Below are 12,638 nucleotides of genomic sequence, written 5' to 3'. Positions count from 1 at the left end.
ATAAGTACGTTATTCTTTTTTCGCTTTTTCTTGGTAAGATTTATGGAAGCGTTCCATTTTAGCGCTTTTTTCGTGTGCTGAATTAGGATCGTGTGTAATTTGGTCTACTGAGCTTTTTTGAGCGCCTTTATTAACATGGTTTGTCATTTGTATTCACCTCGCTTTAAAAATTAGTATAAACATTATGTAAAGAAAAACTCGTTAGAAAAGAAAAACCTCTTTACGATATGTAAAGAGGTTAGAGTGCTATTTATGCATTGAACGTTCCTTTGTATCGATACGTCTATGCGGTAAATGCCATTTGTAATGAATAGAAATCATGCGGAAGCAAACAATTAAAATGAATAAGGTGTATAGAGCCCAATCGCTAACGATAATTTTAGCGCCAATTAAGAAACCTGCTAAAATCGTCCAAAATGCATATACTTCAGCTCGGAGGACAAGAGGTTTTCTGCGAGCTAAAAGGTCGCGAATAATACCACCGCCGATGCCTGTTAAAACAGCAGCTACGATTGTAGCGCTAATTGGTAAATCTAGTTTTTGAGCATAAAGTGCTCCTTGTACAGCGAATGCTGATAAACCGATGGCGTCCGTGATGTTTTCCCACTTTTTCCAATGTCTAATTAATTTATTTGGAAAAAGAAAAATAATCGTCATTGATAATAGTGCGATTTGGAATAACATGTCTTGTTGCCAAAATGCGACGATTGGATAACCGATTAATAAATTACGAAGGGCACCTCCCCCAAATGCGGTTGCCATTCCTAAAATATATACCCCGAAAATATCATAATCTTCTTCCATTGCAACAATGGCTCCGCTTAGTGCGAAGGCGATTGTGCCTATGATGCTAAAAATCTCCCATGCCATGAATTTTCTCCCCCGCTAACTAGATGAAATATGCTTCCTCTGCTATTATATTAGAAGGTTTAAATTTCGAAAAGGATGAGTGAACATATTTGATGGAAGAAAAAGAAAAAGTCATATTAGTTGGCTGTCAATTATCGCAAGATGATGATGAAAAATTTATGCATTCCATGAAAGAGCTTGTATCGCTAGCAAAGACTGCGCGAGCGGAAGTGTTAGTATCAACGACGCAAAAGCGCCCGAAGTTTCATCCTGCGACTTATATAGGAAAAGGTAAACTGGAAGAGCTTACGCTGTTAACTGAAGAATTAGAACCAGCTGTTATTATTTTTAACAACGAGTTAACACCAAGCCAAATTCGGAATTTATCTTCAGTATTAGATGCAAGAGTGATTGACCGAACGCAGTTAATACTAGATATCTTTGCGCAACGTGCGAAATCGAGAGAGGGTAAGCTTCAAGTAGAGTTAGCTCAGTTGCAATATACAATGCCGCGCCTTATGGGGCAAGGTTTGTCTTTATCACGTCTTGGTGGTGGAATTGGTACAAGAGGACCGGGAGAGACGAAGCTTGAAACGGATCGTCGTCATATTCGATCACGTATTGATGAAATAAAGAAGCAACTTGCGGTTGTTGTAGAACATCGAAAAAGATATCGTGAGAGAAGGAAAGATAATAAAGTGTTCCAAGTTTCGTTAATTGGGTATACAAATGCAGGGAAATCTACGTTGTTTAATAGATTAACGGAAGCTGATACGTTTGAAGAAAACTTATTGTTTGCAACGCTAGATCCGACGACAAGAAAGATGCCGTTGCCTTCTGGTTATACAGTGCTTTTGACTGATACGGTTGGTTTTATACAAGATTTACCTACGTCACTAATCGCTGCTTTTCGATCTACATTAGAAGAAGCTGGTGAAGCCGATGTTATTTTACATGTTGTTGATTCGGCAGATTCTAATTATGTAGGGCATGAGCAGACGGTAAAACAATTATTGTCAGACCTTGAAATAAATCATATTCCTATTATTACGTTATATAATAAAAAAGATAAATTGCATCAAAATTTCATTCCGTTTCCGAAAAGTGATTTCTTAATGACTAGTGCGTTTGAAGAAAGTGATTTATTACGTGTAAAAGAAGCGATAGAAACGAAGATGAAGGAAGAGATGGAAGTTTATAAAGTGATGATTCCTCCTAGTGAAGGTAGATTGTTAACGCTTTTGAAGACAGAAACGCTATTAACGAAAATGGAATTTCTAGAAGATGAATTTGTATATGATTGTACAGGGTATATATTTGCTCATTCATCGCTTAATGGACAATTAAAGAGATTTTTAGTGGAAGAAGGAGAAAATAATAATGTTTGATCGTTTGAAAAATGGAGAAAAAATGGCTCCAATCGTAAAAGAAGTGGAAAGTCAAATTACAGAAATACATAAACGTGTGGATGAAGTGATTGAGAGTAATCAATTTCGTGTGCTAGAAAGCTTTCGTAAACATAAAATTAGCGATTCGCATTTTATTCCGACGACAGGTTATGGCTATGATGATATTGGTCGTGACACGTTAGAGAAAGTGTATGCTGATGTATTTGGGGCAGAAGCGGGTCTTGTTCGTCCACAAATTATTTCAGGTACTCACGCAATTTCAACAGCTTTATTCGGTATTTTACGTCCGGGAGATGAGTTATTATACATAACGGGGAAACCGTATGATACGTTAGAGGAAATCGTTGGTGTGCGCGGAAAAGGTGTAGGCTCATTTAAAGAATATAATATTGGTTATAACGCAGTTCCGTTAACTGAAGAGGGATTTGTGGATTTTGAAGCTGTTGCAGCTGCGATCCGTAGTAACACGAAGATGATTGGTATTCAACGTTCAAAAGGATATGCTACTCGTCCGTCGTTTACAGTTTCGCAAATTAAAGAGATGATCGCGTTTGTTAAAGAAATTAAACCTGATGTTGTTGTATTTGTAGATAATTGCTATGGCGAATTTATTGAAGAAAAAGAGCCGTGTCATGTTGGTGCGGACTTAATGGCAGGTTCTCTTATTAAGAATCCTGGCGGGGGAATTGTTAAAACGGGTGGTTACATTGTCGGTAAAGAACAGTATGTTGAAGCGTGTGCATATCGTCTAACATCTCCGGGGATTGGTGCGGAAGCAGGGGCATCTTTATACAGTCTGCAAGAAATGTATCAAGGTTTCTTCTTAGCGCCGCATGTTGCGGGGCAAGCGCTGAAAGGTGCGATTTTTACAGCGGCATTTTTAGAAAAGTTAGGAATGAATACATCACCAGCGTGGAATGCGTCAAGAACAGATTTAATTCAGTCTGTTCAATTTGATGATAAAGATCGTATGATTGCGTTCTGTCAAGCGATTCAATATGCATCTCCAATTAATTCTCATTTCACTCCGTACGCAAACTATATGCCAGGTTATGAAGATGATGTAATTATGGCTGCGGGGACGTTTATTCAAGGTGCAAGTATCGAATTGTCAGCTGATGGCCCAATTCGTCCGCCTTATGTTGCTTATGTACAAGGTGGATTAACTTATTCGCATGTGAAAATTGCGATTTGTTCTGCGATTGATGCGTTAATTGAAAAGAATCTGTTAACCATTTCTTAAAGGGAAGCTGTCGATTTCGGCAGCTTTTTTTCGTGTGAAAGTAAGGATTTGTGCCGTTAGAAAAAAGAATGAAAAAATTTATAAAAAAATCATGTAAGAAAAGCTAACATCTATTGACACTAAACATAACATAGTATAAAATGAGAAACAGTTAAGGCGAAGGAGGAACTGAAACGATGAAAGAAGATAGACGTTCTGCCCCGCTGTTTCCTATTGGTATAGTAATGGATTTAACACAATTATCTGCACGTCAAATTCGCTACTATGAAGAGCATAATCTTGTTTCACCAACCCGTACAAAGGGGAATCGTAGATTATTTTCATTTAACGATGTAGATAAGTTGTTAGAGATTAAAGATTTATTAGATCAAGGCTTAAATATGGCTGGTATTAAACAAGTGTTACTAATGAAAGAAAATCAAACAGAAGCGGTGAAAATAAAAGAAGAAACGAAAGAAATCTCAAAAACTGAGCTTCGCAAAATACTTCGAGATGAACTACAACATACAGGTAGATTTAATCGAACTTCATTGCGACAAGGTGACATTTCAAGGTTTTTTCACTAAAGATAACTGATTCTGAAGGTGTTTAGAGGGACTAAGGAGGAATTTATAATGGCTAGGTACACAAGAGAAGATATTTTCCGTTTGGCGAAAGAAGAGAATGTAAAGTATATCCGCTTACAATTCACAGACCTTTTAGGAGTAATTAAAAACGTAGAAATTCCAGTGAGCCAATTAACAAAGGCTCTTGATAACAAAATGATGTTTGATGGATCTTCTATTGAAGGTTTTGTACGTATTGAAGAATCTGATATGTATTTATATCCGGATTTAGATACTTGGGTAATTTTCCCTTGGACAGCTGAAAAAGGTAAAGTAGCTCGTTTAATCTGTGATATTTACAATGCTGATGGTACTCCATTTGATGGCGATCCACGTAACAACTTAAAGCGTGTGTTAAAAGAAATGGAAGCATTAGGATTCTCAGATTTCAATCTTGGACCAGAGCCAGAATTTTTCCTATTTAAAGTTGATGAAAAAGGAAATCCAACATTAGAATTAAACGATAACGGTGGATACTTCGATCTTGCACCGATGGATTTAGGGGAAAACTGTCGTCGTGATATCGTTCTTGAGCTTGAAGAAATGGGCTTTGAAATTGAAGCATCTCACCATGAGGTTGCTCCAGGGCAACACGAAATTGACTTTAAATATGCAAATGCAATTCGCTCATGTGATGACATTCAAACATTCAAACTTGTTGTAAAAACAATTGCTCGTAAACATGGTTTACATGCAACATTTATGCCGAAACCATTATACGGTGTAAACGGTTCAGGTATGCACTGTAACTTATCATTATTTAAAAATGGTGAGAACGTATTCTTTGATCAAAATGGTGATTTACAATTAAGTGATGATGCTCGTCACTTCATCGCAGGTATTTTAAAACATGCACCAGCATTTACAGCGGTAGCAAACCCAACTGTAAACTCTTACAAACGTTTAGTACCTGGATATGAAGCTCCATGTTACGTAGCATGGTCTGCACAAAACCGTAGCCCGTTAGTACGTATCCCTGCATCTCGTGGTATTAGTACACGCGTAGAAGTACGTAGTGTTGACCCAGCTGCAAACCCGTATTTAGTAATGGCTACATTATTAGCAGCAGGTCTTGACGGAATTAAAAACAAATTAACTCCACCAGCTGCAGTAGACCGTAACATCTACGTAATGACAAAAGAAGAGCGTGAAGAAGCAGGTATCGTTGACTTACCAGCAACATTAGCGCAAGCATTAGTTACTTTACAATCTAATGAAATCGTATGTGGCGCATTAGGTGATCATTTACTTGAGCACTTCATCGAAGCGAAAGAGATTGAGTGGGATATCTTTAGAACTCAAGTTCACCAATGGGAACGCGATCAATATATGTCTCTATACTAAGAGATGATAAAGCCTTGATACTACGGTATCAGGGCTTTTTTTATTTGTGGGCAAAATAGGTGCCTGCGAAATGCCCAGAAAAAAATCATGGAGATTATTTAAAGTGCTATTGTATTTCTTCAATTTAACGTAGTAAACTTTAAATCATTTTTCGGTTCGGGAAGAGGTGATTGAATAAGGATTTAATATGCGTGCTGGCTATGGGTATATATAGAAAAACAATTGCATTGTATGTTTTGTTCAGTGTTTGATGTTGTGGATGTGTTTAGTGATAAATTAAAGTGCGAAAATATAGTACCTTGCAATAAATAGTACCAAGTGGTATATTATGGATAAATTAGGTACCGTGTATTGAACAGTACTGAAATGAGAAAGGGGGATTGTCCTTGAACGTTCAGTTTAAAAAAGGTGTGTTAGAACTTTGTGTATTGGCACTTGTAAAACGTAAGGATTGTTACGGTTATGAACTTGTTCAGCAAATCTCTAATAAATTTTTAATATCGGAAGGTTCTGTATATCCGTTATTACGTCGTTTAACGAAAGAGGGATATTTTCAAACATATTTAAAAGAATCCACGGAAGGACCGCCCCGTAAATATTATCAACTAACAGAGCAAGGAGAGATGCAACTTACATTATTAGTAACAGAGTGGCGTGATTTTGCGAAAGGGGTACAAGAAATTATTGAAGGGGTGAATTGGGATGAATAAAGAACAGTTCCTTAAGGAATTATCGAATCAGCTTAGAAAGTTATCGGAAGAAGAGAGGACAGATATTTTATTTGATTATGAAGAGCATTTTCAATTCGGGGTAGAAGAGGGGAAAACTGAATCGGAAATAATAAAAGGGCTAGGTTCTCCGAAAGCAATTGCAAAAGACTTACTTGCGATGTATCGATTTGATGAGATGAAAAAAGATCCATCGACTTCAAATGTGACAAGAGCTGTTATGGCAGCGATTGGACTTAGTTTGTTTAATTTTATTATTGTGTTAGGCCCGTTAGTTGCAATTATCGCTTTTATATTTTCCTTTTGGGTCGGTGGTATTGCTAGTGTAGTGACACCGTTTTTTGTTATTATCAAAGTATTTATGGGCACTTTTATATGGTTGGATCTTTTCGTTAGTATAACATTTGTCGGAGTAGGTTTGTTGTTATGTATTATCGCTTATTATAGTACGAAGTGGTTTAAGAGATTATGCGTACGATATGTAATATGGAACTTCAAAATGATAAAAGGGGAGTAGATGATGAAAAAAATATTATTAGTAGCTATCGCTTGTATCATTATTGGAGTAATAGGGATTTCACAAACATATAAAAAAGCAGTAGAAACTGCAGAGAAAGGAAATAAGGAAGAAGTTATTAAAAACGAAACGCTAAAAAATGTAGAAGTTAAGTTAGATGCTGGAGATATTGTTGTCCAAAAATCTCCTGATTCCTCTTTTTATGTAAAGCAAACAGGAGACGTAAGTAAACAGGAGATTCGTATTGCTGAAGATGGTGACACATTGAAAGTCATAGGGGAAATAGAGAAAGGTGTTTCATTTGATTTCTCATTTTTTACTTTCGATTTTCAAACGCCTGCATTGACTATACTTGTACCTGAACGTTTTTACCAAGAGATAAAAGTAAAATCATCCGCTGGACAAATAGAAATAAGTGATGTGAAAGGTGACCGTGTAAGTGTTGAGACACTTGCGGGAGAAGTAGATTTGAAACATGTAAAAGCAAAGAGTGTGGAGGGATCTACAAAAGCTGGTGAGGTGAATTTTAAAAAAGTAATAGGGAAAGTGACAGCGAAAACGGCTAGTGGAGATGTAGATATCATTGATCATGATTCTAAATATGATTTAGAGGCAAGTTCAACTGCTGGAGATATAGATATTACTTTATTGGAAAAACCGCAAGATGCAGTTATTAGTGGGCAAAGCGCTGCCGGAGATGTAACAATTTTTAATGAGGAAAATAAAAATATAACGATTGGTAATGGTAGTAAAAAGATTAGCGGAAAAACCACTGCTGGAGATGTTACTATTGAAACGCGTTAATAATTAATGAAATGCACTCTTTTGGATGAACGGAAATCTATCAAAATATAAAAAGAAGATAATGCCCTATATAAATAAGGGGATTATCTTCTTTTTATTATTTTTAATGTAAATCACGATATACGCCAATTACTTTTCCGATAACTGACACTTGTTTTAAAATGATAGGTTCTAGTGAAGAGTTTTCCGGTTGTAGACGGAAATGGTCTTTTTCTTTATAGAAGCGTTTAACAGTTGCTTCGTTATCTTCTGTTAAAGCAACTACAATTTCACCGTTGTATGCAGACTGTTGTTGACGGACTACGACTAAATCACCATCAAAGATACCAGCCTCAATCATACTATCTCCAGAAATACGTAACATAAACACTTGATCTGATCCAGAAACGATACTAGCTGGAAGTGGGAAGTGCTCTTCTACACTTTCTACTGCTGTAATCGGTAAACCGGCAGTAACTTTTCCGACGATTGGAACTTGAATAACTGATTGTGTTTCTGTTTCTATTCGGTTGTCACCTAAAATTTCAATTGCTCGTGGTTTTGTTGGGTCGCGTCGAATATATCCTTTTTCTTCTAGTCGTGATAAATGTCCGTGCACTGTAGAACTAGAAGCGAGGCCGACTGCTTGGCCGATTTCACGTACGGAAGGTGGATATCCTTTTTCTTGTACTTTTAGCTTAATAAAGTCGAGAATGTCTTGCTGGCGTTTCGTTAACTTTTCCATGTTTTCTAACACCTCGTTTTCTTTCGTTTTTATTATTATTAAGTATAACATGCGAATAAACATTCTACAAACATAAGTTCGAACGAAAGGCGAATTTATGATACACTATAAGGAAATATAGTGAGAAAGAAGGGTTCAAAATGAATGCAATTATTTATGCACGTGTGAGCACAACAAAAGAAGAACAGGAAACATCATTATTGCGTCAAAAAGATGAATTATTGCATTTAGCTGAGCGCTATCAAATGGATGTTACAAAGGTAATTGAGGAGCAGGCTAGCGGTTATACAATTGAACGTGATGGCATATTAGAAGTACTAGATACAATTCGAGATGAACAAGTTGATGTACTACTTATACAGGATGAAACGCGTCTTGGTAGAGGAAATGCAAAGATTGCATTAATGCATTGTTTACATAAAGAGGGGATAAAAGTTTATACGCACACGCATAGTGGTGAATTACAGCTTTCAGATTCAGATTCGATGGTGCTAGATATAATTGGGATCGTTGAAGAGTATCAAAGAAAGATCCACAATTTAAAAATTAAACGTGGCATGCAAAGGGCGGTAGAGAAAGGATTTCGTCCGGAGAATAATTTGAAAAATCGTCATTTAAGTATAGGACGTGAGAAAAAAGAAGTGCCAATTGAGGAAATTGTACGTTTACGCCGAAATGAATTAACTTTTGAAGAAATTGCAGCAACACTTCGTGGTTTTGGTCATGATGTTTCAAAAGCAACTGTACATCGAAGATATGTAGAATATACAAAGCAATTGCTTGATAAAGAGGACTAACTATTGTATGATAATAATCAGTTTTGAGTAGAAGGGGGATTCGAGATGCCAAGTCACGAACTCATTGAACGCATTAACTTCTTAGCGAAAAAAGCAAAAGCTGAAGGCTTAACTGAAGAAGAACAACGTGAGCGCCAATCGCTACGTGAACAATATCTAAAAGGATTTCGTCAAAATATGTTAAACGAATTAAAAGGAATTAAAGTCGTTAACGAAGAAGGTACAGATGTTACACCGGCGAAATTAAAAGCTTTAAAAAAGCAAGATAATGCAAAATTAAATTAAAAGATGGGCATAACCCATCTTTTTTGATATTAATAGAAAGATACGTTAGTAATAGCTTTCCAGTTGTAATGCTACTTCAATCGTTTCAATACATAGTGAGCGGTTAATTTAGACATATCTATTGATATGTCTTTTATTATGCACTCGTTGTGAAGGTAATATGTGAATAAATCGAATTGGTTGACATAGTTTTATTAGAAGCAATGATTGCAAGTGGATTGTATATATAGTAATTCTTTAGGCAGGATAAAATAGATGCGAAGAGAATATGCGTGTGACATTTGTTTTATGATTAGTAGAAGTGCGTGTTTGAAATTAATGTGCTTTTCATATTTGCGCTAAGCTTAAAATATGATCTTGTGCATGTGTTACTTTGATGGTAATTATTATTGATTTTATTTCGATTCAAAGGGAGAATAATCTTCTTTATTTTTAGATTTAATGATATTGCATAAAAATACAGATAATTCCCTTTCTTCCTAAAATAAAAACAATGAAAAAGTATGTCATATTGAATGCCCATACATTACCGAAAACGTTGATTTTTTTATAAAAAATCAAAAAAACATCAACATATTTGTCGATACATGTTGTATAATCTTGCGTGGGAAGATATCATATAAATGTATAAAACGTTTACTAACATACGCGAAGGGAAGAATAGCATGTCACATTCAATCGAACAACTTTCTATCAACACGATTCGCACATTATCCATTGATGCGATTGAAAAAGCAAACTCTGGTCACCCAGGAATGCCAATGGGTGCAGCACCAATGGCTTATACATTATGGACTCAATTTATGAAACACAATCCAAATAACCCAACGTGGTTTAACCGCGATCGTTTCGTATTATCTGCAGGTCATGGTTCAATGTTACTATACAGCCTACTTCATCTATCTGGTTATGACTTAACAATGGATGATTTAAAGAACTTCCGTCAATGGGGAAGCAAAACTCCAGGACATCCTGAGTATGGTCACACAGCAGGTGTAGACGCAACAACTGGTCCACTTGGACAAGGTATTGCAACTGCTGTAGGTATGGCAATGGCTGAAAGACACTTAGCGGCTAAATATAACCGTGATGCGTATAATGTAGTAGATCATCATACATACGCTATTTGTGGTGATGGAGATTTAATGGAAGGCGTTTCTGCTGAAGCATCTTCATTAGCTGCTCATTTACAATTAGGTCGTCTTGTTGTGCTTTACGATTCAAACGATATTTCATTAGATGGCGATTTAAATCGTTCATTCTCTGAGAGTGTAGAAGATCGTTACAAAGCATACGGCTGGCAAGTTATTCGTGTTGAGGATGGAAACGATATTGAAGCAATTGCAAAAGCAATTGAAGAAGCGAAAGCTGACGAAAAACGCCCAACGCTAATTGAAGTAAGAACGACAATTGGTTTCGGTTCTCCAAACAAATCAGGAAAATCAGCTTCACACGGTTCTCCACTTGGTGTAGACGAAACAAAATTAACGAAAGAAGCATACGCTTGGACTGCGGAACAAGATTTCCATGTAGCAGAAGAAGTATATGACAACTTCCGTAAAACGGTACAAGATGCTGGTGAGACTGCACAAGCTGCATGGAACACGATGCTCGGTGAATATGCACAAGCATATCCAGAATTAGCAAACGAGCTGCAAGCAGCAATGAACGGTCTTCTTCCAGAAGGTTGGGAACAAAGCTTACCAACTTATGAATTAGGATCAAAAGCAGCAACACGTAATTCTTCAGGTGCTGTAATTAATGCTATTGCAGAGTCTGTACCATCATTCTTTGGTGGATCAGCTGACCTTGCTGGTTCTAACAAAACATATATGAATAACGAAAAAGACTTCACAAGAGCTGATTACAGCGGTAAAAACATTTGGTACGGTGTTCGTGAGTTTGCGATGGGTGCAGCAATGAACGGTATTGCACTACATGGCGGTTTAAAAACTTACGGTGGTACGTTCTTCGTATTCTCTGACTACTTACGTCCAGCAATTCGCCTTGCAGCATTAATGCAATTGCCTGTAACGTATGTATTCACACATGATAGTATCGCTGTTGGTGAAGATGGCCCAACACATGAGCCGGTTGAACAATTAGCAGCACTTCGTGCAATGCCAAACGTTTCTGTTATTCGTCCAGCAGACGGTAACGAATCAGTAGCAGCTTGGAGACTAGCTCTAGAATCTACAAAAACACCAACTGCATTAGTGTTAACTCGTCAAGATCTTCCAACATTAGAAGGTGCAAAAGACGATACTTATGAAAAAGTAGCAAAAGGTGCATATGTAGTTTCTGCAAGCAAGAAAGAAACTGCTGATGTAATCTTAATTGCAACTGGATCTGAAGTAAGCTTAGCAATCGAAGCGCAAAAAGCTCTAGCAGCAGACGGCGTTGATGCAACTGTTGTTAGCATGCCATCTATGGATCGCTTTGAAGCTCAAACTGCTGAGTACAAAGAATCTGTACTACCAAAAGCAGTAACGAAACGTTTCGCAATTGAAATGGGTGCTACAATTGGATGGCACCGTTACGTAGGTCTTGATGGAGATGTACTAGGTATTGACACATTCGGTGCTTCAGCTCCTGGTGAGAAGATTATGGAAGAGTATGGATTTACTGTAGAGAACGTTGTTCGTAAAGTAAAAGAAATGCTTTAATGATTTTAGAAAAATCTCTCCAGCATGGGGAGATTTTTCTATGTAATTGAGTTTTTTCGACAAGAAAAGTTTTTTCTCTCTCCGTAGTCAGACAATCATTGCAAATTTTCTCTTATATAATGTAGGGAAAAGGTTGTCCAGATCGGGAGGGAAAAAATGAAAACGTATGAATTGTATTTAATTCAAGAGGATATTGCGAAAGCTTACTTTGGTCGTGAATATTTGTTTTTTGATTTATTTGCTCGATTTTCAGAATCTGGGTCCCTTTCGGAGAAGAAAGTATTATATAAACAAATGACGTATATTACGATGCCATTACAAGTAATGAAAATTCATCATAAATTAGAACAAGCTTTGCGTGTTCTTGGCAAATATGAAAAAACAAATCATATTCATACGCTTTATACAGGAGCCGAATACGGCGAAATAATGGTGAAACCACAATATATTCGAATGAATACTTCTGGAAGTGTATCCATGGAAACAACTTTCTTTGAGGTGCTTAGAAAGTGTGAGTTAACATTTTTAGCGATGGATTATGAAAATAAAAAGTACGGTTGGTTAAATCCGCTCAAACAAGTACGAACATATGTGTAAAAAATGTCGAATAGTATCTTGTCTTATTGAAAAGGTTTTAGTACACTGTAAGGTAGACAACATGAAGGAG

At 36.7% G+C, this 12,638-nt stretch carries 14 protein-coding genes; 11 read left to right on the top strand and 3 right to left on the bottom strand.

Annotated features, from left to right (window positions below):
• Positions 1–9: 9 nt before the first annotated feature.
• Both QUF93_RS19670 and QUF93_RS19665 read right to left on the bottom strand, forming a co-directional pair.
• Positions 10–147, bottom strand: a complete 138-nt coding sequence (locus QUF93_RS19670; protein WP_002111258.1) for a hypothetical protein — start codon at positions 145–147, stop codon at positions 10–12.
• Between the two features lie 99 nt (positions 148–246).
• The gene (locus QUF93_RS19665) at positions 247–870 is read right to left on the bottom strand and encodes a trimeric intracellular cation channel family protein (RefSeq protein WP_002121542.1); all 624 of its coding nucleotides are present in this window, start codon (positions 868–870) and stop codon (positions 247–249) included.
• A gap of 92 nt (positions 871–962) precedes the next feature.
• Between QUF93_RS19665 and hflX the strand changes: the two genes are divergently transcribed.
• From hflX to QUF93_RS19630, 7 genes are all read left to right on the top strand, one after another.
• Positions 963–2,237 (top strand): GTPase HflX, encoded by a 1,275-nt coding sequence (hflX, locus tag QUF93_RS19660; RefSeq protein WP_289359952.1) that lies wholly within the window; start codon positions 963–965, stop codon positions 2,235–2,237.
• On the top strand, positions 2,230–3,501 hold the full coding sequence (locus QUF93_RS19655) for a methionine gamma-lyase family protein (RefSeq protein WP_289359951.1): 1,272 nt from the start codon (positions 2,230–2,232) through the stop codon (positions 3,499–3,501). The genes hflX and QUF93_RS19655 overlap by 8 nt, the downstream gene beginning before the upstream one ends.
• A 176-nt stretch (positions 3,502–3,677) precedes the next feature.
• On the top strand, positions 3,678–4,067 hold the full coding sequence (glnR, locus tag QUF93_RS19650; protein ID WP_000656782.1) for a transcriptional repressor GlnR: 390 nt from the start codon (positions 3,678–3,680) through the stop codon (positions 4,065–4,067).
• Positions 4,068–4,115: 48 nt separating this feature from the next.
• Positions 4,116–5,450 carry a type I glutamate--ammonia ligase gene (glnA, locus tag QUF93_RS19645; protein WP_002121536.1) on the top strand — a complete coding sequence of 445 codons (1,335 nt, stop codon included), beginning with the start codon at positions 4,116–4,118 and terminating at the stop codon, positions 5,448–5,450.
• A 386-nt stretch (positions 5,451–5,836) separates the two neighbouring features.
• Positions 5,837–6,160: a PadR family transcriptional regulator gene (locus QUF93_RS19640; RefSeq protein ID WP_289359907.1), complete on the top strand. Its 324-nt coding sequence runs from the start codon at positions 5,837–5,839 to the stop codon at positions 6,158–6,160.
• Positions 6,153–6,695 (top strand): DUF1700 domain-containing protein, encoded by a 543-nt coding sequence (locus QUF93_RS19635; RefSeq protein WP_289359906.1) that lies wholly within the window; start codon positions 6,153–6,155, stop codon positions 6,693–6,695. The genes QUF93_RS19640 and QUF93_RS19635 overlap by 8 nt, the downstream gene beginning before the upstream one ends.
• 3 nt (positions 6,696–6,698) lie before the next feature.
• A complete protein-coding gene (locus QUF93_RS19630) occupies positions 6,699–7,499 on the top strand; it encodes a DUF4097 family beta strand repeat-containing protein (RefSeq protein ID WP_289359905.1) in 801 nt (266 codons plus the stop codon).
• A gap of 103 nt (positions 7,500–7,602) precedes the next feature.
• Here the strand turns inward: QUF93_RS19630 and lexA are convergent, their stop codons facing one another.
• On the bottom strand, positions 7,603–8,223 hold the full coding sequence (lexA, locus tag QUF93_RS19625; protein ID WP_002121525.1) for a transcriptional repressor LexA: 621 nt from the start codon (positions 8,221–8,223) through the stop codon (positions 7,603–7,605).
• Between the two features lie 140 nt (positions 8,224–8,363).
• Between lexA and QUF93_RS19620 the strand changes: the two genes are divergently transcribed.
• From QUF93_RS19620 to sirA, 4 genes are all read left to right on the top strand, one after another.
• Positions 8,364–9,020 carry a YneB family resolvase-like protein gene (locus QUF93_RS19620; RefSeq protein ID WP_002121523.1) on the top strand — a complete coding sequence of 219 codons (657 nt, stop codon included), beginning with the start codon at positions 8,364–8,366 and terminating at the stop codon, positions 9,018–9,020.
• Between the two features lie 45 nt (positions 9,021–9,065).
• On the top strand, positions 9,066–9,305 hold the full coding sequence (locus tag QUF93_RS19615; RefSeq protein WP_002121521.1) for a DUF896 domain-containing protein: 240 nt from the start codon (positions 9,066–9,068) through the stop codon (positions 9,303–9,305).
• Between the two features lie 665 nt (positions 9,306–9,970).
• Positions 9,971–11,971, top strand: coding sequence for a transketolase (gene tkt / locus QUF93_RS19610; RefSeq protein ID WP_289359904.1), 2,001 nt, complete (start codon positions 9,971–9,973; stop codon positions 11,969–11,971).
• 156 nt (positions 11,972–12,127) lie between these two features.
• Positions 12,128–12,568: a sporulation inhibitor of replication protein SirA gene (sirA, locus tag QUF93_RS19605; protein WP_289359903.1), complete on the top strand. Its 441-nt coding sequence runs from the start codon at positions 12,128–12,130 to the stop codon at positions 12,566–12,568.
• The last annotated feature ends 70 nt before the right edge of the window (positions 12,569–12,638 follow it).

It is taken from the genome of Bacillus hominis (genome assembly GCF_030348325.1).
Classification (GTDB): Bacteria; Bacillota; Bacilli; order Bacillales; family Bacillaceae_G; genus Bacillus_A; species Bacillus_A hominis.
The sequence above is the reverse complement of the archived record's forward strand: the minus strand, read 5'-3'. Positions and strand labels throughout refer to the sequence as shown.

What these genes read in the sequence shown, in the direction of transcription:
- lexA (WP_002121525.1), bottom strand. Translation starts at nt 8,223, where the DNA reads ATGGAAAAGTTAACGAAACGCCAGCAAGACATTCTCGACTTTATTAAG.
- glnR (WP_000656782.1), top strand. Translation starts at nt 3,678, where the DNA reads ATGAAAGAAGATAGACGTTCTGCCCCGCTGTTTCCTATTGGTATAGTA.
- tkt (WP_289359904.1), top strand. Translation starts at nt 9,971, where the DNA reads ATGTCACATTCAATCGAACAACTTTCTATCAACACGATTCGCACATTA.
- QUF93_RS19670 (WP_002111258.1), bottom strand. Translation starts at nt 147, where the DNA reads ATGACAAACCATGTTAATAAAGGCGCTCAAAAAAGCTCAGTAGACCAA.
- QUF93_RS19620 (WP_002121523.1), top strand. Translation starts at nt 8,364, where the DNA reads ATGAATGCAATTATTTATGCACGTGTGAGCACAACAAAAGAAGAACAG.
- QUF93_RS19635 (WP_289359906.1), top strand. Translation starts at nt 6,153, where the DNA reads ATGAATAAAGAACAGTTCCTTAAGGAATTATCGAATCAGCTTAGAAAG.
- QUF93_RS19655 (WP_289359951.1), top strand. Translation starts at nt 2,230, where the DNA reads ATGTTTGATCGTTTGAAAAATGGAGAAAAAATGGCTCCAATCGTAAAA.
- QUF93_RS19615 (WP_002121521.1), top strand. Translation starts at nt 9,066, where the DNA reads ATGCCAAGTCACGAACTCATTGAACGCATTAACTTCTTAGCGAAAAAA.
- QUF93_RS19630 (WP_289359905.1), top strand. Translation starts at nt 6,699, where the DNA reads ATGAAAAAAATATTATTAGTAGCTATCGCTTGTATCATTATTGGAGTA.
- QUF93_RS19665 (WP_002121542.1), bottom strand. Translation starts at nt 870, where the DNA reads ATGGCATGGGAGATTTTTAGCATCATAGGCACAATCGCCTTCGCACTA.
- hflX (WP_289359952.1), top strand. Translation starts at nt 963, where the DNA reads ATGGAAGAAAAAGAAAAAGTCATATTAGTTGGCTGTCAATTATCGCAA.
- glnA (WP_002121536.1), top strand. Translation starts at nt 4,116, where the DNA reads ATGGCTAGGTACACAAGAGAAGATATTTTCCGTTTGGCGAAAGAAGAG.
- sirA (WP_289359903.1), top strand. Translation starts at nt 12,128, where the DNA reads ATGAAAACGTATGAATTGTATTTAATTCAAGAGGATATTGCGAAAGCT.